The 19205-nt window shown below is 62.5% G+C and carries 16 protein-coding genes; 9 read left to right on the forward strand and 7 right to left on the reverse strand.

Annotated features, from left to right (window positions below):
- Positions 1–87 precede the first annotated feature (87 nt).
- Complete coding sequence (locus CPH57_RS12930; RefSeq protein ID WP_089192030.1) at positions 88–1188, forward strand: GGDEF domain-containing protein; 1101 nt, start codon at positions 88–90, stop codon at positions 1186–1188.
- A gap of 45 nt (positions 1189–1233) precedes the next feature.
- Here CPH57_RS12930 and CPH57_RS12935 read toward each other — a convergent pair whose 3' ends face one another.
- The 3 genes from CPH57_RS12935 to CPH57_RS12945 form a co-directional block, all read right to left on the reverse strand.
- On the reverse strand, positions 1234–2712 hold the full coding sequence (locus CPH57_RS12935) for an amino acid permease (protein WP_033643798.1): 1479 nt from the start codon (positions 2710–2712) through the stop codon (positions 1234–1236).
- A 221-nt stretch (positions 2713–2933) separates the two neighbouring features.
- Positions 2934–3800, reverse strand: a complete 867-nt coding sequence (yieE, locus tag CPH57_RS12940) for a DNA-binding transcriptional regulator YeiE (RefSeq protein WP_096242438.1) — start codon at positions 3798–3800, stop codon at positions 2934–2936.
- Between the two features lie 98 nt (positions 3801–3898).
- Entirely contained in the window at positions 3899–4096 is a 198-nt protein-coding gene (locus CPH57_RS12945; RefSeq protein ID WP_033643799.1) for a hypothetical protein, read from the reverse strand.
- 193 nt (positions 4097–4289) lie between these two features.
- Between CPH57_RS12945 and CPH57_RS12950 the strand changes: the two genes are divergently transcribed.
- Positions 4290–5363 carry a YeiH family putative sulfate export transporter gene (locus CPH57_RS12950; RefSeq protein ID WP_033652542.1) on the forward strand — a complete coding sequence of 358 codons (1074 nt, stop codon included), beginning with the start codon at positions 4290–4292 and terminating at the stop codon, positions 5361–5363.
- Between the two features lie 98 nt (positions 5364–5461).
- Positions 5462–6301, forward strand: coding sequence for a deoxyribonuclease IV (gene nfo / locus CPH57_RS12955; protein ID WP_033643802.1), 840 nt, complete (start codon positions 5462–5464; stop codon positions 6299–6301).
- 61 nt (positions 6302–6362) lie between these two features.
- Here the strand turns inward: nfo and fruA are convergent, their stop codons facing one another.
- The 3 genes from fruA to fruB are packed head-to-tail and all read right to left on the reverse strand — an operon-like array spanning position 6363 to position 10131.
- Positions 6363–8048: a PTS fructose transporter subunit IIBC gene (fruA, locus tag CPH57_RS12960; RefSeq protein WP_046687517.1), complete on the reverse strand. Its 1686-nt coding sequence runs from the start codon at positions 8046–8048 to the stop codon at positions 6363–6365.
- A gap of 11 nt (positions 8049–8059) precedes the next feature.
- Positions 8060–9001 (reverse strand): 1-phosphofructokinase, encoded by a 942-nt coding sequence (gene fruK, locus CPH57_RS12965; RefSeq protein ID WP_015378523.1) that lies wholly within the window; start codon positions 8999–9001, stop codon positions 8060–8062.
- Positions 8998–10131 (reverse strand): fused PTS fructose transporter subunit IIA/HPr protein, encoded by a 1134-nt coding sequence (gene fruB / locus CPH57_RS12970; protein WP_033643805.1) that lies wholly within the window; start codon positions 10129–10131, stop codon positions 8998–9000. Before fruB ends, fruK begins: the two co-directional genes overlap by 4 nt.
- 247 nt (positions 10132–10378) lie before the next feature.
- Here fruB and CPH57_RS12975 point away from each other — a divergent pair, with 247 nt between their 5' ends.
- The 4 genes from CPH57_RS12975 to CPH57_RS12990 all read left to right on the forward strand — a co-directional run bounded on the left by CPH57_RS12975 (position 10379) and on the right by CPH57_RS12990 (position 16719).
- Positions 10379–10801 carry an NUDIX hydrolase gene (locus tag CPH57_RS12975; RefSeq protein ID WP_033652539.1) on the forward strand — a complete coding sequence of 141 codons (423 nt, stop codon included), beginning with the start codon at positions 10379–10381 and terminating at the stop codon, positions 10799–10801.
- 231 nt (positions 10802–11032) lie between these two features.
- Positions 11033–12193 (forward strand): NapC/NirT family cytochrome c, encoded by a 1161-nt coding sequence (locus tag CPH57_RS12980; protein WP_060660452.1) that lies wholly within the window; start codon positions 11033–11035, stop codon positions 12191–12193.
- 12 nt (positions 12194–12205) lie between these two features.
- Positions 12206–14680 (forward strand): trimethylamine-N-oxide reductase TorA, encoded by a 2475-nt coding sequence (torA, locus tag CPH57_RS12985; protein ID WP_096242439.1) that lies wholly within the window; start codon positions 12206–12208, stop codon positions 14678–14680.
- 863 nt (positions 14681–15543) lie between these two features.
- A complete protein-coding gene (locus tag CPH57_RS12990) occupies positions 15544–16719 on the forward strand; it encodes a sugar efflux transporter (RefSeq protein WP_096242440.1) in 1176 nt (391 codons plus the stop codon).
- Here the strand turns inward: CPH57_RS12990 and CPH57_RS12995 are convergent.
- Positions 16716–16970, reverse strand: a complete 255-nt coding sequence (locus CPH57_RS12995; RefSeq protein ID WP_019453627.1) for a YkgJ family cysteine cluster protein — start codon at positions 16968–16970, stop codon at positions 16716–16718. The two genes, CPH57_RS12990 and CPH57_RS12995, sit on opposite strands and share 4 nt — an antisense overlap.
- Before the next feature lie 271 nt (positions 16971–17241).
- On the opposite strand from CPH57_RS12995, the gene mtr reads away from it, so the two are divergent.
- Both mtr and yeiP read left to right on the forward strand, forming a co-directional pair.
- A complete protein-coding gene (gene mtr / locus CPH57_RS13000) occupies positions 17242–18486 on the forward strand; it encodes a tryptophan permease (protein ID WP_047025330.1) in 1245 nt (414 codons plus the stop codon).
- Between the two features lie 126 nt (positions 18487–18612).
- Positions 18613–19185, forward strand: coding sequence for an elongation factor P-like protein YeiP (gene yeiP, locus CPH57_RS13005; RefSeq protein WP_004935725.1), 573 nt, complete (start codon positions 18613–18615; stop codon positions 19183–19185).
- Positions 19186–19205: the final 20 nt, after the last annotated feature.

The raw sequence follows: 19205 nt of genomic DNA on the forward strand, positions 1-19205 counted from the left end.
CCACATAGAATCCAAAATCACAGCACCGCGCGTGCAAAAAAACTTCAGGCCGCCGCAAGAGCGGCCTTATTGATTGACGAGGCTGTAATGAGAAGTCCATCTCCGGCGGTAACGCCCAAACGCCCGGCGCTGCTGAACTGGCTGTTATACAGCCCGCTGCACGCCGATGACGAGCCGTTTCAACGCCAGCTGCGTCTCACGCTGACGCCCTCTCCTCTTACGCCCTGGCTGAATGCCGCGGGGCCGGCCGCGCTGCTGGCGGGGTACGCCTGGCTGGTCCAGCGGCCGCTCGGCATCGGTTTGTTGCTGCTGCTGCTGTTGTTGACCGCCGGGCGAGCCTGGCTGGCACGCCGGCGTCAACCGGCCTGGCCGAATGCCATGCTGGTGACGGTGCTGCTGTGGGCGCTGCTGGTCGGCGCCAGCGCCGCTCTGGCGATGCTCTCGGGCCGCTTCGTCTTAATGCTGTTCGCCGGCCTGACGATCACCGCCCTGGCCTGCTGGCTCATGCAACGCCACGCCGCCGCCCCGCGCTTCGCGCTGCTTGAGGTGATCGCGCTGACGCTGCCTTACCTGCTGGCGGCGCCGCTGTCGCGCGTGCAAAACCTGTTTGTCCTGGCGGACCTCGCGCCGCTGTGGCTGGTGCTGGCCCACGGCATGATCGCGCGCTACCACCGCCAGCTGGTACAGCACGTCACGCTGGCGTGGGAGAAGCAGCAGGCGTCGCACCGCGATCGCCTGACCGGCTTTCTCAACCGCGCAGGCGGCGAGACGGTGATGCGCAGCATCTGCCGTCCCGGAACGGCGCAGCCGATCTCCCACCTGTTCATTCTTGAATTCGGCCCGCTGGCGGCGCTCTACCAAAGCCACGGCGTCCAGATCGGCGACGACGTGCTGCGCACCGTCGGCGAGCGCCTCAAGACGCTGATCCGCCCCAGCGACTATATCTGCCGCTATACCGGCGGCCAGTTTCTGATTCTGGTGCACGATCTGCCCTACGGCGCGGAAAGCGAGTTTCTGGCGCGCATTGTGCCGCCGCTGGAGGCGCCCTACGATTTTGGCGCGTTCGGCGAGGTGAACATGCAGCTTAACGCCGGCATTGTGGCGCTGACGCAGGATTACGCGACGGTAGAGAGTTTGATGAGCTCGGCGCAGCAGGCGCTGGCGGAAGCCAAAGGCGGGAAAAAGTAAAACAAAACGCGGCGGGAGCCCCCGCCGCGTGTCACTCACCGAAAATTACTTCACGTCCATCTTCGGGAATTCCATCTCGCTGTACTTCACGACACGGGTGCCTTGCGACAGCTTGTAACCAAACCAAATCAGCAGGAACAGCGGAATACCGATGTAGGTCGCGGTCACGCCGTACCAGTCGATCTTGTCTTGCAGGAAGGCCTGGTAGTTCTGCCCCAGGGTGATAATCAGACACAGCACGAAGGCGAAGATCGGCCCCAGCGGGAAGAAACCGGAACGGTACGGCAAATCGTTCAGATCGCGCCCCTGCAGCATGTAGCCGCGACGGAAACGGTAGTGGCTGATGGCGATGCCCAACCAGGCGATGAAACCGGTCATGCCCGAAGTGTTCAGCAGCCACAGGTAAACCGACTGGTTACCGAACATCGACGTCAGGAAGCACAGGCCGGCTACCACGCAGGTCGCGTACAGCGCGTTGCGCGGCACGCCGCCTTTCGACAGCTTGGCGAAGATGCGCGGCGCCTTGCCTTCCGAAGCCAGGGTGTACAGCATGCGGGTCGACGCATACATGCCCGAGTTACCGGCCGACAGCACCGCCGTCAGGATCACCGCGTTCATCACCGCCGCCGCCGACAGCAGGCCGGCATGTTGGAACACCAGCGTGAACGGGCTGACGCTGATGTCTTTCACGTCGTTGCGCAGCAGGCTCGGATCGGTGTACGGAATGATCAGGCTGATGATCAGAATGGCGAAGATATAGAACAACAGGATACGCCAAAACACCTGACGCACCGCGCGCGGGATGTTTTTACCCGGGTTTTCCGATTCGCCGGCTGCGATGCCGATAAGTTCGGTGCCCTGGAACGAGAAGCCGACGATCATGGCCACGCCGATCATCGCCGAGAAGCCACCGGCAAACGGCGCGTCTCCTATTGTCCAGTTCTGCCAGCCGGCATGCTCGCCGCCCTTCAGAATGCCGACGATCATCATCACGCCGACGGCGATGAAGATAATCACGGTGCTGACCTTGATCAGCGCGAACCAGTATTCCGCCTCGCCGAACCCTTTCACCGAAATGTAGTTCAGCAGGAACATCAGGCCGAGGAACAGCGCGCTCCAGATCCAACCCGGGGTGTCCGGGAACCAGTAGCTCATCACCAACTGCGAGGCCACCAGGTCAACGGCGATGGTCACCGCCCAGTTGTACCAGTAGTTCCAGCCCAGCGCGAAGCCGAAGCCTTCTTCTACGTATTTGGCGCCGTAGGTGGAGAATGAACCGGAGACCGGCATAAAGGCCGCCAGTTCGCCCAGGCTGGTCATCAGGAAGTACACCATCAAACCGATCAGAGCGTAAGACAGCAGCGCCCCGCCGGGGCCTGCCTGAGAAACCGTGGCGCCCGAGGCGACGAAGAGGCCGGTGCCGATGGAGCCGCCGATGGCGATCATGGTCAAATGCCGGGCTTTCAATTCACGGCGCAATCCGGGTGCTTGCTGCCCCGATGTTTTTATATCCTGCTGAGCCATTCGTTCCCTATCTATCTGCTCTTCGAAAAATGAGGGCGGATTGTAACAAATACCCGCCGGTGAACTAGCAACATTGCACCGATATAAGATAGCTTCATAATTCAGAGGCAATTATTAGCTGCGGCCCTTATAGCCTTACTTACTCTCATTAATGTGAGCGCGCGCAGGTTTTTATGCTTTTTCCGGCCTGCGCGGCAGCAGAGGGCTTGACGTGCCGCCGGTTACAGCACGCAATAGCTGAGAAAACGTTGCAACGCGTTGGAGACGTGCTTTTGCCGATGGCGGATCAGGTACAGGGTGCGGCGCAGCGGCGGCAACGGCACCGGCAGTTCCACCAGCGCGCCGCTGGCCAGCTGTTCCGCCACCACCCGCCGCGACAGGCAGCTGATGCCGATGCCGTGCCGCACCGCATGCTTGATCGCCTCCGAGTTGCCCAGCTCCATCACCAGCTGGAAGTGCGGCAGATGCGCCAACAGCAGATGGTCCAACACCTCACGGGTGCCGGAACCGCGCTCGCGCAAGATCCACGGCGCATTGGCCAGCGCCTCCAGCGTCGGCGGTTGACGGGTCAGCGGGTTATCCGGCGCGGCGAACACCACCAGCTCGTCCTCCAGCCACGGCTGCGTCACCAGCTCCGGCATATGGCAAGGCCCTTCGATCAGCCCCAGATCGACGCGAAAATCCGCCACCGCCACGATTACGTCCTGGCTATTGCCGACGTTCAGCTCCAGCGGCGTGGAGGGAAAATCCCGGCGGTAGCGGGCGATCATCTCCGGCAGCATGTAGTTGCCGATGGTGCTGCTGGCGGCGATGCGCAACGCCCCGCCGTCATGGCGAAACAGCTGCTCTATCTCCCCCGCCTGTTCCAACAGCGCCAGCGCCTTGGGATACAGCAACCGGCCGTGCTCGTTAATCACCAGCCGTTTGCCGACGCGATCGAACAGCTGCACGCCCAACTGCCCTTCCAGATCCGCCAGCGCCGCGCTGACCGCCGACTGCGACAGCGCCAGCACCACCGAGGCCTGCGTGGTCGAACCGCTTTTCAGCACTTCGGTAAAGACTTCCAGTTGACGCAACGTGATATGCATAGCTGTCCCGGTATTGAAAGAAGGTTCTGCCAGAGAACCCCCACATGGTGTGGTGGGCAGCCCTGCCAGGCTACCCTGTTTGCGGCCAGATCGGCGCGCTATTTGCCCAACGCGACCAGCTGCGCCGCCGCGGCCAGCACCGGCTCTCGCGGCGTGCCGGTTTCGTCCCGCAGTATCAATTGCAGCATCGCCGCGAGATGGTCGCGGTCGATCGCCTTGTTTTCTTCAATCAACCGCCGCACCGCGCGGCCCACTTCCTGATCTACCTGCTCTCTGCGTTGATCGTCGGTATCCATCACCTGCTCCTGTTAGTTGGAAAATTGACGGCGGCTCGCCGCTCCTCCACACCCTAGCCGCAATGCGGCGTTATGCCAATGGCTGACCCCATACCACTTATTCAGATAGGTTATAAATATATAATCAATTTCTCTTTTATTCAGCCCAAACGTACTCTTGACCGCAAGAAACAGACTGAAGGACTGACTTTATATGGCGACTGATACCACTCACACTTACCCCGAGCGACGCTTCCCGCTGTTCGGCCTGCCGCGGCTGGTGCCGGGGCTGGCGCTGACCGGCGCGCTCACCGCGCTGGCCGTCTGGGCCGGCGACATTCCCTGGGTGGCGGAGCTGGGGCTGGGGGCGCTGACGCTGGCGATCCTGCTCGGCATTCTGGTGGGCAACACGCTGTACCCCCGCTGGCAAACCGTTTGTCACAGCGGCGTACAGCTGGCCAAACAGCGCCTGCTGCGTCTGGGCATTATCCTTTACGGCTTCCGGCTGACCTTTCAGCAGATCGCCGACGTGGGCGCCAGCGGCATCATCATCGATGCGCTGACCCTGATCACCACTTTCCTGCTGGCCTGCTGGCTCGGCAAGAAAGTGTTCGGCATCGACAGCCAAACCGCGATACTGATCGGCGCCGGCAGCAGCATTTGCGGCGCGGCGGCGGTGATGGCCACCGAGCCGGTGCTGAAGGCCGACTCCAGCAAAGTGGCGGTGGCGGTTTCGACCGTGGTGGTGTTCGGCACCCTGGCGATCTTCGCCTATCCGTGGCTGTATCAGTTGAATGAACACTTCCAGTGGCTGCCGTTCAGCCAGGAAACCTTCGGCATCTACGCCGGCTCCACCATCCACGAAGTGGCTCAGGTGGTCGCCGCCGGGCACGCCATCGGGCCGGACGCCGAAAATGCGGCGGTGATCGCCAAGATGATCCGCGTGATGATGCTGGCGCCGTTCCTGCTGCTGCTGTCGGGCTACATCAGCCGAGGCAGCGCAGGCAAGGCGGAAAAATCCGCCATCACCATTCCGTGGTTCGCCGTGCTGTTTATCGCCGTCGCCGGGCTGAACTCCTTCAACCTGCTGCCGGCCACGCTGGTGCGGCACCTGATCACCGCCGACACCTGGATGCTGGCGATGGCGATGGCGGCGCTGGGGCTGACTACCCACATCAGCGCCGTGCGCCAGGCCGGGATGAAACCGATTCTGCTGGCAACGCTGCTGTTCGTCTGGCTGCTGGTCGGCGGCGGCGCGATAAACCAACTGGTGCAACACCTGCTGTAATCTCCCTCGGCGGCCCGCTTCGGCGGGCCGCCGCTTTTCGCCATTCAATCCGCCCGCCATCAATGCCATAATGTCACCGATAACACAGGAGAATGAAGATGAAGTTTGTCGGTGCACATGTCAGCGCGTCAGGCGGCGTGGATCAGGCGGTTATCCGCGCGCACGAATTGGAGGCGACCGCGTTCGCCCTGTTCACCAAAAATCAGCGTCAATGGAAGGCCGCCCCGCTGGCCGCCGACGTGATCGATAAGTTCAAGAGCGCCTGCGCCCAGTACGGTTACGGGCCGGGGCAAATCCTGCCGCACGACAGCTACCTGATCAATCTGGGGCACCCGGTAGCCGACGCGTTGGAAAAATCGCGCGAGGCGTTTATCGACGAGCTGCAGCGCTGCGAACAGCTGGGGCTGACGCTGCTGAACTTCCACCCCGGCAGCCACCTGCTGCAAATCGACGAAGACAAGTGCCTGGCGCGCATCGCCGAATCGATCAACATCGCGCTGGATAAAACCGCCGGCGTGACGGCCGTGATCGAGAACACCGCCGGCCAGGGCAGCAATCTGGGCTTCAAATTCGAGCACCTGGCGGCGATCATCGACGGCGTCGAAGACAAAAGCCGCGTCGGCGTTTGCATCGACACCTGCCACGCCTTCGCCGCCGGGTACGATCTGCGCACCGAAGAAGAGTGCGAGCGCACCTTCAAGCAGTTGGGCGACATCGTCGGTTTCAACTACCTGCGCGGCATGCACCTGAACGACGCCAAGAGCGAGTTCAACAGCCGCGTCGACCGCCATCACAGCCTGGGGGAAGGCAACATCGGCAAAACGGTGTTCAGCTACATCATGCGCGATCCGCGTTTCGACAATATCCCGCTGATTCTGGAAACGGTAAACCCGGATATTTGGGCCGAAGAGATCGCCTGGCTGAAAGCGCAGCAGTAACGCGGCGCCCAAACGACAAAACCGGAGCCTGGGCTCCGGTTTTTTTATGGCTGGATCGCCGTTACGCCACGCTGGCCGCCGGTACTTCAGCACGTTTCAGCAGGGCATAAGCCACCCCGGCCAACAGCGTGCCGGCGGCGATCGCCACCAGGTACAGCAACACCGGCGAAATCGCGCCCGGGATCAGCAGCACGAACAAGCCGCCGTGCGGCGCCATCAGCTTGGCGCCGAAGGCCATCGACAGCGCGCCGGTCAGCGCCCCGCCGGCGATGCAGCACGGCAACACGCGCATCGGATCGCGGGCGGCGAACGGAATCGCCCCTTCGGTGATGAAGCACAGCCCCAGCACCAACGCCGCCTTGCCGCCTTCCTGTTCGGATTTCGGGAACTTGCGGCGCGCCAGCAGCGTCGCCAGGCCCATCGCCAGCGGTGGCACCATGCCCGCCGCCATGATGGCCGCCATCGGCGCATACACCGAGGAGCTGAGCAGCGCCACGCCGAACGCGTAGGCCGCTTTGTTCACCGGGCCGCCCATGTCGGTGCACATCATGCCGCCCAGGATCGCCCCCAGCAGCACGGCGTTGGCGGTGCCCAGAGACTGCAGCCAATGGGTCAGGCCTTCCATGATTTTCGCCACCGGCGTGCCGACCACGTAAATCATGATGAGGCCGGTGATCAGGCTGGCCACCAGCGGAATGATCAAGATGGGCTTCAGCGCTTCCATACTTTGCGGCAGGCGCAGCTTGCTGCTGATCGCCCTGGCGACATAACCCGCCAGGAAACCGGCGATGATGCCGCCAAGGAACCCGGCGCCGGTGCTCACCGCCAGCATGCCGCCGATCAGGCCCGGCGTCAGGCCCGGACGATCCGCGATGGAGAAAGCGATGAAACCGGCCAACACCGGCACCATCAGCGCGAAGGCGGAGCCGCCGCCGATCTGCATCAGCGCCGCCGCCAGGGTGCCCTTGACCTCAAACGCCTTGATGCCGAACACGAACGACAGCGCGATGCACAAACCGCCCGCCACCACCATCGGCAGCATGTAGGACACGCCGGTCAGCAGGTGACGATACGGGCCGTTGCCCTCTTTCTTCTTCGCCGTCGGCGCCGCGCCGCTGCGCTGCTGCGGCTGGAACACTTCGGCTTCGGCCAGCGCCTTGTCCAGTTCCTGCGCGGTTTTCTTCAGCGCCAGACCGGTGGAAGTTCGATACATCGGCTTACCGGCAAACTTGTCCAGATCCACTTCGATGTCCGCCGCGACGATCACCAGATCCGCCGCCGCTACTTCTTCCGGGGTGATGGCGTTGCCGGCGCCGACGGAGCCGCGCGTTTCCACCTTCACCCACCAGCCGCGTTTCTTGGCTTCACTTTCAATGGCTTCGGCCGCCATAAAGGTGTGCGCCACGCCGGTTGGGCAAGCGGTGATCGCCACGATGCGTTTTTGTCCATCGGCTTTCACCGCCGCCGCTGCCTGCGGCGCCTGATAGGTTTCAGCTTCGGCCTGGGCGCGCGCCAGAAACGCGTCCGGTTCACGCACCGCCTGTTCTACCTCGCCCACATAGATCAATTTGCCGTTCAGCGCGGCGTCAGCAGGAGCAGCCTGCCCCGCCACCGCCACCAGTTCGGCGTCCTGCAGCGACTCGACCAGCGTCAGGCCGGCTTTGGCCGCGGCGGCCTCCAGCATGCGTTTCGCCAGGTGGCCACGGGCCTGTCCCTGCGAACTGTCTACCATCAGCAGCGTTTTCATTCTGCCTCCTGCTATTGATTGAAAGGTTTCAGATCGACGCGCGCCATCATCGCGGCCAACTGGGGACGATCGGTCACGCCGACGTTGCTCTGGCTGACCGCCAGCGCCGCTACCGCCGTGGCCAGACGCAGGGTGTGTTCGCTGGATTCGCGCATCAGCAGGCCATAAATCAGGCCGCCGACCATCGAATCGCCGGCGCCCACGGTGCTGACCACCTCACAGGACGGCGGTTTGGCGATCCAGGCGCCGGATGCGTTAACCCACAGCGCGCCTTCCGCGCCGAGGGAGATGACCACGTGGGCGATGCCCTGTTCGCGCAGCGCATGCGCGGCCTCGACCACGTCCGCCAGCGTCGGCAGCGGGCGGCCGGCCCAGATTTCCAGCTCGCGGCGGTTCGGTTTGACCAGCCACGGCGAGGCCTTCAGCCCGGCGACCAGCGCTTCGCGGCTGCTGTCGAAAATGATGCACGGGCACTTGGCGCGCAGTTGGGTCATCCAGTCGGTAAACGCGTCGGGATCGACGCCGGCCGGCAGGCTGCCGCTCACCGCCACCATGTCAAACTGGCCCAGCCAGCTCAGCGAGTCGCTGACGAAGCGATCCCAGTCCTGCGGCGTCACTTCGAAGCCGGAGAAGTTGAAATCGGTCACTTCGCCGTCTTTTTCCGTCAGCTTGACATTGATGCGGGTGCGCCCCGGCACCACCTGAAAGCGGTTGGCGATCCCCAGATCGCTGAACAGCAGCTGGAAACCGTCCTGATTATCTTTGCCCAGGAAGCCGCCGACGGTGACGTCGATGCCTAAATCTTTCAACACCTTGGCGACGTTGATGCCCTTACCGGCGGCGTGCAGGCCGGCGGTTTTTACCCGGTTGACTTCCCCGCGTTCAATCTGCGGGCAGAAACCCACCAGATCGTACGCCGGGTTCAGGGTGATTGTTGCTACTCTTCTGCTCATGCTGCGCCCTCGCCCAGTCCTTCATTAATCGCTTCGCCAATCGCCTTCAGCGCGGCTTCAGCATCTTCTCCATTGGCGGTAAAGCGCAGGTGATGCCCTTTCTTCACGCCCAACGCCACCACCTTCATCAGGCTGCGCCCGTTGGCCGGCTTGCCGCTGCCGTCCAGGTTGGTGACGGTGATGTCACTGTTGAAACTTTTGATCACGTTGACCAGCGCCGTGCCCGGCCGCGCGTGCAGACCGTGCTCGTTGCGGATCACGAACTCGGCGCTCAGCACGCTGCTCTCTTCCGCCACGTCGCTGGTCAGCAGCGCCAGCACGCCGGCGGCATCCGCCTTCAGCAAGCGTTCAGCTTTGTTGGCCAGCAGCAGATCGCTGAGGTAGTTGAGCACCGCCAGCGGCTGCGCGTCGGCGACCGACACCGTCAGCAGCAGCGCCACCGGCTCGCCGTCTTCCACGAAAGCCTGCGCCGGGCGGCTGACGGTGGCCGCGCTGGCCAGGTTGCCTTCAACGCTGTCGCTCAGCCAAATGCCCTGCCCCAGATTCAGCGGCTTGCGGGTGATGGCATCGCTGACGAACTGCGCGTTGACCGCCCCGATTTTTTGCAGACGGCCGGCGTTCAGCGCCTGCAGCGTCATCAGGCTGTCGGCGGCGACGTCGAGCGCAATCAGCGAAACGTCGAACTGGAATTCGGCGCTCTGCCGTTCGCCCATCAACAGGCTGCGCAGCTCTTCCGCGGAGGTGGTTTTCGCCAGCCGCTCCGCCACGCTGTCATCGCTCAGCACGTGGGTGAGCTGACGCAGCAGCGCCAAATGCTCGTCGGAACGGGCGGCGATGCCGATCGCCACATAGGCGGTCTGGCCCTCCCCCCACGCGATGCCCTGCGGGAACTGGAACACCTGCACGCCGGTTTTCAACACCAGATCGCGGGTATCGGTGGTGCCGTGCGGAATGGCGATGCCGTTGCCCAGGTAGGTGGACGTCTGCAGTTCGCGCTGCAGCATGCCGTCCACATAACCGGCGCTGACGCAGCCGGCGTCGGTCAGCGCGGCGGCCACCTGACGGATGGCCTCCTGCTTATCGGCGGCAGCGGCGCCCAGATGAATGTCTTGCGGTGACAACTGGAACATGATTCTCCTCTCCTGCTGAATTGAATCGTTTCAGCTTCATTGAGAAAAAGGAGCGTTACCCGCTGCCCACAAGCGGTCGGATAACGCTGAAACGTTTCAAGGAGTGTGTAAGCAGCGCAAGATGAAAGCAAGTTTTCTCCCTTTCGCCATTGCAGATTTTTGAGCTTACGCACACTTTCATCGGCGCATTGGTCAGCGCCGGGGCAAAATGACATACTGTGCTGAAACTTTGCTGACGGAGAAAAGCATGAATGTAGTGACGGGCGTCGGGGTGATCATCGTGAACCCGCAAGGCGAGATTTTGCTGGGCAAACGCTGCGGCTCCCACGCGCCCTTTTGGTCGATCCCCGGCGGGCATCTGGATGCCGGTGAAACCTTCGAGCAGTGCGCCCAGCGCGAAATTGCCGAAGAAACCGGGTTGATCATCGATCCGCCGCGCTTCGTTGGCGTCAGCAACAATCTGCAAACCTGGCGCGCCGAAGGCAAACACACGGTGTCCATCTGTCTGCAGGTGGCGCATCCCGGCGGCGAAGCCGAGCTGAAAGAACCCGAAAAATGCGCCGAATGGCGCTGGTGCGCGCCAGACTCTCTGCCGGAACCCCATTTCGAAGCCAGCCGCACGGCGATCCGCCTGTGGCTGAGCGGCCAAACCTACTTGCCAACGGCCTGAGCCCTTCGCGAGCGCGCGGCGTTCGCGTTGCCTGCCTCACAGCCCATCGCTATATAAAATAGAATATAACGCTATTTTTTGCGATATACGCCATTTTTTTGACTACGGATAACCCCATGGGGTTAACCCTCTTCTATCATTACCCCTGCAATCGACGTGGCATTCTGACCTCCGGTCGGCGGCCTTTTGGCAAGATTTTATTTTAAATTCATAATTATAAGCGGGTTTACCATGAGCAAAAAACTGACTGGCTTTGAAAAAAAGCGCCGGTGGGGATGGCTATGGCTTTTGCTGCTGGGGATTATCCTCGGCGCGGCGCTGTTGGCCGGGACCGCCACCGTATTCCATAAAACCAGCGATACCGCCTTCTGCGTTTCCTGCCACACCATGCAACAACCGCTGGCCGAATATCAGGGCAGCGTCCACTTCCAAAACACCAAGGGTATCCGCGCCGAGTGCGCCGACTGCCACGTGCCGCACCAGCCGATCGATTACCTGTGGACCAAAATCCGCGCGGTAAAAGACATCTACGGCGAGATGGTCGGCACCATCGATACGCCGGAAAAATATGAAGCGCACAAGCTGGCGATGGCGCAGTCGGTCTGGAAGACGCTGAAAGAGAACGACTCGGCCACCTGCCGCTCCTGCCACAGCTACGACGCCATGGACATCACCGCCCAGCGCCCTGAGGCGCGCCTGCAGCACCCGGTGGCGATCAAACAGGGCGAAACCTGCATCGACTGCCATAAAGGCGTGGCCCACATCCTGCCGGACATGAGCGGCGAAACCCAGGCCGGCGCCGCCGAGCTGGCCAAGGCCGCGGCGCTGACCGCACCGGGCGCCACCACCCTCTACACCATCGCCACCGAACCGTTCTTCCTCAGCGCAGACGACAGCCATAATGCCGGCAACCTGATGCCGTCCACCGAAGTGCAGGTGGTGAAACAGGATGGCGACAAGGTGCTGGCCACCGTGAGCGGCTGGCAGCAAGACGGGGTCAGCGAAGTGTTCTACGCCGCGCAGGGCAAACGCATCCTCAGCGTGCTGCTGGGTGAAAACGCGCGCAAACAGCTGAAGACCGCGTCCACCCAGACCGATGCGGAAACCGGCCTGGTCTGGCATCAGGTCTCTCTGCAGGTGTGGCTGCCGCGCAAGCAGCTGATCGACGATCAGCAAAAAATCTGGCGCTACGCCGCGGACATGATGTCGGCCAACTGCACCGGCTGCCACGGGCTGACCGCGCTCGATCGCTTCAACGCCAACCAATGGATCGGCGTCATCAAAGGCATGGCGCCGCGTACCTCGCTGACGCAGGAACAGCTGCGCGTGCTGACGCAATACGTACAAAAACACGCCAGCGACATGCCACCTGCCGCACCGGCCAAGCTTTAAGGGAGAAGCGCAATGAGCAACCAACAACCGTTAACAATGAGCCGCCGCCGCTTCCTGACCGGGGCCGCCGCGCTGGCCGCCGCCCCGCTGCTGGCAGGCTTATGGCCCAAAGCGGCGCTGGCGCAGGCCATCAGCGAAGCGCTGCCGCAGTTCATCGTCTTGCGTCAGGCGCAAAAAGGCATTCTGACCGGCGCCCACTGGGGCGCGTTTGAAGCCATCGTGCAAGACGGCAAGATGGTCGGCGTGCAGCCGGTGCAGGACGATCCGTATCCGAATGAGCTGATCGCCATGGCGCCTTATCAGGTGCACGCCGAGAACCGCATCAAATACCCGATGGTGCGTAAAAGCTGGCTGGAAGGCGGCCCCGGCAGCCATACCGAGCTGCGCGGCCGCGACGAGTGGGTGCGCGTCAGCTGGGACAAAGCGACCGAGCTGGTGTGCAATGAGATCGTTCGCCTGCAAAAAGATCACGGGCCGCAGTCGATCTACGCCGGTTCCTACGGCTGGAAAAGCGTCGGCATGCTGCACAACAGCCGCACGCTGCTGCAGCGCCTGATGAACCTGACCGGCGGTTTCCTCGGCTACGCCGGCGACTACTCCACCGGCGCAGCGCAGGTGATCATGTCGCACGTGGTCGGTTCGATGGAGGTCTACGAACAGCAGACCGCCTGGCCGAACGTGATCGAGAACAGCGAGCTGGTGATCCTGTGGGGCTGCAACCCGATGGTCACGCTGAAAAACAGCTGGAACGTGCCGGATCACGTCGGCCAGACCGGCTTTGAGGCGCTGAAGAAGAAAGGTACCCGGGTGATCAGCATCGATCCGGTGCACAGCGACAGCGCCAAGTTCGTCAATGCGCAGTGGATCGCCCCGCGTCCTTATACCGACGGCGCCATGCTGATCGGCATCGCCCACACGCTGCTGACCGAGAAGCTGCATAACCCGGACTTCCTGAAAACCTATACCGTCGGCTTCGACAAGTTCCAGGCCTACCTGCTGGGCGAGAGCGACGGCGTGGCGAAAACCGCCGAATGGGCGGCCGACATCAGCGGCGTCGATGCCGACACGCTGCGCGCGCTGGCGCGCGAGATGGCGAAGCACCGCACCATGATCATGGGCGGCTGGGGCATTCAGCGCCAGCATCACGGCGAACAGCAGCACTGGCTGCTGGTGACGGTGGCGGCGATGCTCGGCCAGATCGGCCTGCCGGGCGGCGGCTTCGGCTTCAGCTACCACTATTCGTCCGGCGGCAGCCCGACCGCCAAGGGCGGCATCATCGCCGGCATCTCCGCCGGCAACGCGCCGAAGAACTCGCCGGCGCCGATCCCGGTAGCGCGCATCGCCGAATGCCTGAGCAATCCGGGCAAAACCATCGACTTCAACGGCGCCAAGGTCACCTACCCCGAGGTGAAAATGGTGTATGTGGCGGGCGGCAACACCTTCCACCAGCATCAGGACACCAATAACCTGGTCAAAGCCTGGCAGCGGCCGGACACCATCGTGGTCAACGAGCCTTACTGGACCGCCACCGCCAAGCATGCCGATATCGTCCTGCCGGCCACCACCAGCTACGAGCGCAACGATCTGGAAATGGGCGGCGACTATTCGCAGCTCTACGTGTTCCCGATGCATCAATGCGTGCCGCCGCAACATGAATCGCGCAGCGACTTCGACATTTTCTCGGCGATGGCGGCCAGGCTGGGCGTACAGGAAGCGTTTACCGAGGGCAAGGACGAAACCCAGTGGCTGAAAGGCATGTATGACGACATGAAAAACCAGGCGCGCGCCGCGCGGGTGGCGCTGCCGCCGTTCGACATGTTCTGGCAGTCCAACAACTACGTGCGCTTCCCGGTGCCGGAGGCCAACACGCAGTGGGTGCGCTTCGCCGATTATCGTGACAACCCGCTGCTGAACCCGCTGGGCACGCCGTCGGGCAAGATCGAAATCTACTCCGATGCGATTGCCAAAATGCATTATGCGGATTGCCCCGGCATCCCGACCTGGATGCCGCCGCACGAATGGTATCGCGGGCCGGAAGCGGCCAAATATCCGCTGTCGCTCAATACCGCGCACCCGACCAACCGGCTGCACTCCCAGCTCGACAATACGCCGCTGCGCGAGAAATACGCGGTAGCGGATCGTGAAGCGATCCTGATCCACCCGCAGGACGCGCAGCCGCGCGGCATCACCGGCGGCGATTTGGTGCGGGCGTTTAACGATCGCGGCCAGATCCTGGTGGGCGCGGTGGTCAGCGAAGACGTGCGGCCGGGCGTGGTGCGCATCAGCGAGGGCGCCTGGTTCGATCCGGCCGATCCGGCGCAGCCCGGCTCGCTGTGCAAGAACGGCAACGTCAACTGTCTGACCTTCGATATCGGCTCTTCCAGCCTGGCGCAGGGCAACTGCGGGCAGATGGCGCAGCTGCAGATCGAGAAGTATCAGGGGCCGACGTTGAAAAATACCGCGCACGCGGTGCCGCAAGGCGCCTGATTTACCGGCAAGCAAGGGGCGCGCAACGCGTAATGCTGGTCAGTTAGCGTTTTTTTGAAGTACTCGAGTCGTTTTCGGTCGATAAATGAGAGGTGCATCATGAGGCTCCAGCACCTCGACCGAGCCAGGGGCCGAAGGCGCGGCCCCTGGCAACCCGCGCCTTTGCCCTATCAGACGGTTGGCTTTGCCAACTGCCCTCTCTCCGCCATACCGCATTGAGGCCGGTTGCGACAGGCGTCCCTGCCTGTCTCACCTGAAACCGCCGTCCATGGCGGTTTCTCCTAATGCGCCATGCCTGCGTTCGGCGTCTTCAAGGGCGTCCAATACCGTGCTCATCTCCGATTTCTCTTCTCTGCCATAACCTCATAAGGGACAGGTTGCCCGGTAGCTGCCAGCTCGGGTGTTGACCTTAGGCGCGCATCACCGGCTGCCGAGCAAGACGGCATTGTCAGGGGCAACCGGCCAGGGAAGGCCGGTTGAGGCGAGACTAACAGGGATGTTTGTCGCAGCCGACCCGCCCGACAATGCAGACGCGGCGAGGGCATCCGCACAGCGGACAGACGGTGTTAAGCAAGGGCGCGGGGGGAGGGGCCGCGCCTTCGGCCCCTCCAATTGCCGTTCATTGTAGTAACAGAGAAATTCGGGGGATTTACGGCAATTCATCCTGCACGTCACGTAAAGAGACTGGATAAAAAATACCAGTCAGGCTTAAGTGACCGGCATTAGGCGCAACGCGCCCTCTGTTTTCCTCGTCGCCGCGCGACATATTCGCTTACCCTGCGCCAATGGATAGCGGTTTGCGTTTCATTTCAACGGGCGTATGATGCGCGCGACCTTCCTTTTTCGACGAATTATCAACCACCATGCCGACTTCATCCGCAATAACGCGACGCGCGCCCGATCTCACTTCGCTGGCCTTTTTGGCGGTGGCGTTTCTTACCGGCATCGCCGGTGCGTTGCAAACCCCGACGCTGAGCCTGTTTCTGGAAACCGAGGTCAAGGTGCGGCCGGCGCTGGTCGGGCTGTTCTTTACCGGCAGCGCGGTGATCGGCATTCTGGTCAGCCAGTTTCTCGCCGGCCGCTCGGATAAACAAGGCGACCGCAAATCGCTGATCTTCCTCTGCTGCATGCTGGGTGCGCTGGGGTTCACGCTGTTCGCCTGGAGCCGCAACTACTATCTGCTGCTGATCGTCGGCGTGGTGCTTACCAGCTTCGGCTCCACCGCCAACCCGCAGATGTTTGCGCTGGCGCGTGAGCATGCCGACCGTACCGGCCGCGAGGCGGTGATGTTCACCTCCATCATGCGCGCCCAGGTCTCCCTGGCCTGGGTCATTGGCCCGCCGATCGCCTTCGCGCTGGCGCTGAGTTTCGGCTTCAAAACCCTGTATCTGGCGGGCGCGGCGGCCTTTGTCCTGTGCGGCCTGCTGGTGTGGAAACGGCTGCCCTCCATGCCGAAAAGCGCCGTGGCGAGCGCGCCTCTGGCCGCACCGCGCCAGCATCGCCGCGACGCGCTGCTGCTGTTTGGCGCCAGCACCCTGATGTGGACCGCCAACAGCATGTACCTGATCAACATGCCGCTGTATATGGTGCACGAACTGCGGCTGCCGGAGCGGCTGGTCGGCGTGCTGATGGGCACCGCCGCCGGGCTGGAAATCCCGATCATGCTGATCGCCGGCATGGTGGCGAAACGCTGCGGCAAACGGTGTTTGATGCTCGGCGCCGCCGTCGCCGGCGTACTGTTCTACTGCGGCCTGCTGTTTATCACCGGCAATGGGCAACTCATCGCTCTGCAGCTGTTGAATGCGGCGTTTATCGGCGTGCTGGCGGGGATCGGCATGCTCTACTTCCAGGATTTGATGCCCGGTCAGCCCGGCACGGCCACCACGCTGTTCACCAACACCATTCGAGTCGGCTGGGTTATCGCCGGCGCCATCGCCGGCGCGGTGGCGGAAATCTGGAACTACCATGCGGTGTTTTACGCCGCGCTGGCGATGGCCGCAGGCGCGACGCTGTGTCTGTGGCGGTTGAAAGACGCTTAAGGCGCGGTGTCCGCTTCCAGTCTGGCGAGGTAGATCAGCGCCTGATCGCGGTGATCGTGGCACATGTCGCGGCTCGGCTGCAGGCTGCCGCACACCTTCGGCCGCAGCGGCGAATGAAACAGGCCGCAGCGTAGCTGTTCATCCAAATGAATACAGCGGGTATTGGCGGGCTTGCCGTTCGGCATGCCGGGGATCGGGCTGGATATTGACGGCGCGATACAGCAAGCGCCGCAGTCGCTGCGACAGTCCATCAGCGCTACTCCTGGTGGGCTGGGGAAAAGAAGCGCGACAATAGCAGCCGCGTGCGGCGGCCGCCAGCAGAATCCCTGCGCCTTGGCGATCTTTACACTCGTCCCGCAACCGTCTTGCCCCGCCGGATTCGCCACCTGACGAATAAATGCCCAAAAAGCCGCAATTTAAAGACAAAAACGCGTGAAGCGTGCAATTCCCACGCTTTACATGCGCCATGCACCCATGTACCATTGAGCTAGTACAAAAGAACCTCTTCCATCAGGAGCACGCATGTCTACGGACACCATCCAGAAGCTGGCCCGCCCTTCCGTCCTCGGCGGCGCGATGATCATTGCCGGAACCGCCGTTGGCGCCGGCATGTTTTCCATTCCGATCGTCACTTCCGGTGTCTGGTTCAGCGGCTCCGTCGCTCTGCTGGTGTATACCTGGGCCTGCATGTTGCTTTCCGGCCTGATGATCCTCGAAGCCACGCTGCACTACCCGAGCGGCGCCAGCTTCAACACCATGGTCAAAGACCTGCTGGGTAAGGGCTGGAACGCCGTGAACGGCCTGTCGGTAGCGTTCGTGCTGTATATCCTGACCTACGCCTATATCTCCGCCGGTGGCTCGATTATCGCGCATACGCTGGAGGGCATCGTCGGCGTCGGCCAGACCACCGCCGGCCTGGTATTCGCACTGGTCGTGGCGTTTATCGTCTGGCTCTCCACCCGCGCGGTCGACCGCCTGAGCACCATTCTGATCGGCGGCATGGTGATCACCTTCGTGATGTCCGTGGGCGACATGTTCACCCACGTGCAGCCCGCGGTGCTGTTCAACACCGGCGATGACCAGGCCAGCTATCTGCCTTACGCCCTGGCGGCGCTGCCTTACCTGCTGACCTCGTTCGGCTACCACGGCAACATTCCCGGGCTGGTGAAGTACTACCACAAGGACAGCGGCTCCGTGGTGCGCAGCCTGGTGTACGGCACCCTGCTGGCATTGGCTATCTACATCCTGTGGCAGTATGTGATTCAGGGCAATATCGCGCGCGATGCCTTTAAGCAGGTGATCGCCGAAGGCGGCAATATCGGCAGCCTGCTCAAGCAAATGGGCAACGTCTCCAGCAGCCAGACCGTCAGCCAACTGCTGAACGCCTTCTCCTATATGGCGCTGGCCAGCTCGTTCCTCGGCGTGTCGCTGGGCCTGTTCGATTATCTGGCGGACTTCTGCAAGTTCAAGGACGACGCCGTCGGGCGCAGCAAGACCGCGTTGGTGACCTTCGTGCCGCCGACCCTGGCCGCGCTGCTGTTCCCGAACGGTTTCCTGTACGCCATCGGCTTCGCCGGGCTGGCGGCCACCATCTGGGCGGTGATCGTGCCGGCGCTGATGGCGCGCGCCAGCCGCCGCCGCTATCCGCAGGCCGGTTATCGCGCACCGGGCGGCAACGGCGTGATCCTGTTCGTCATCCTGTTTGGACTGATCAACGCCGCCGCGCATATTCTGTCGCTGTTCGGCCTGCTGCCGGTCTTCCGATAATCCCCGACGGGAGGGCTGCCGCCCTCCCTTTCCCGTACTGTTTTTGCGCCGGGCTATTGCCTGAAATCGGCGGCGCGAGTACCTTGTCGCAACTTCTCTAATACTCTTCATTGCGGATGAATTGAAATGGCAAGAGCTAACGAAATTAAACGCGGCATGGCGATCAGCTACAACGGCAAGCTGCTGCTGGTAAAAGATATCGATGTGCAGAGCCCGAGCGCCCGCGGCGCCAGCACCCTGTACAAAATGCGCTTCTCCGACGTGCGCACCGGCCTGAAAGTAGAAGAACGCTTCAAGGGCGACGATATCCTGGACACCATTTCCCTGTCGCGCCGCAAGGTGAACTTCTCCTATATCGACGGCGAAGAATACGTGTTTATGGATGACGAAGATTACACGCCGTACATCTTCAAGAAAGACCAGATCGAAGACGAACTGCTGTTCATTCCGGAAGGCGGCCTGCCGGGCATGCAGGTGCTGACGTTGGATGGCCAGGTGCTGGCGCTGGAGCTGCCGCAGACCGTGGATATGGAAATCGTCGAGACCGCGCCGGGCATCAAAGGCGCTTCCGCCAGCGCCCGCAACAAGCCGGCCACCATGGCGACCGGTCTGGTGATCCATGTGCCGGAATACCTCAGCGCCGGCGACAAGATCCGCATTCATATCGCCGAACGCCGCTACATGAGCCGCGCCGACTAGTCGTGCCAGCGGGGCCGATA

The organism is Serratia sp. JKS000199 (genome assembly GCF_900215455.1).
GTDB classification, from domain to species: Bacteria; Pseudomonadota; Gammaproteobacteria; order Enterobacterales; family Enterobacteriaceae; genus Serratia; species Serratia ureilytica.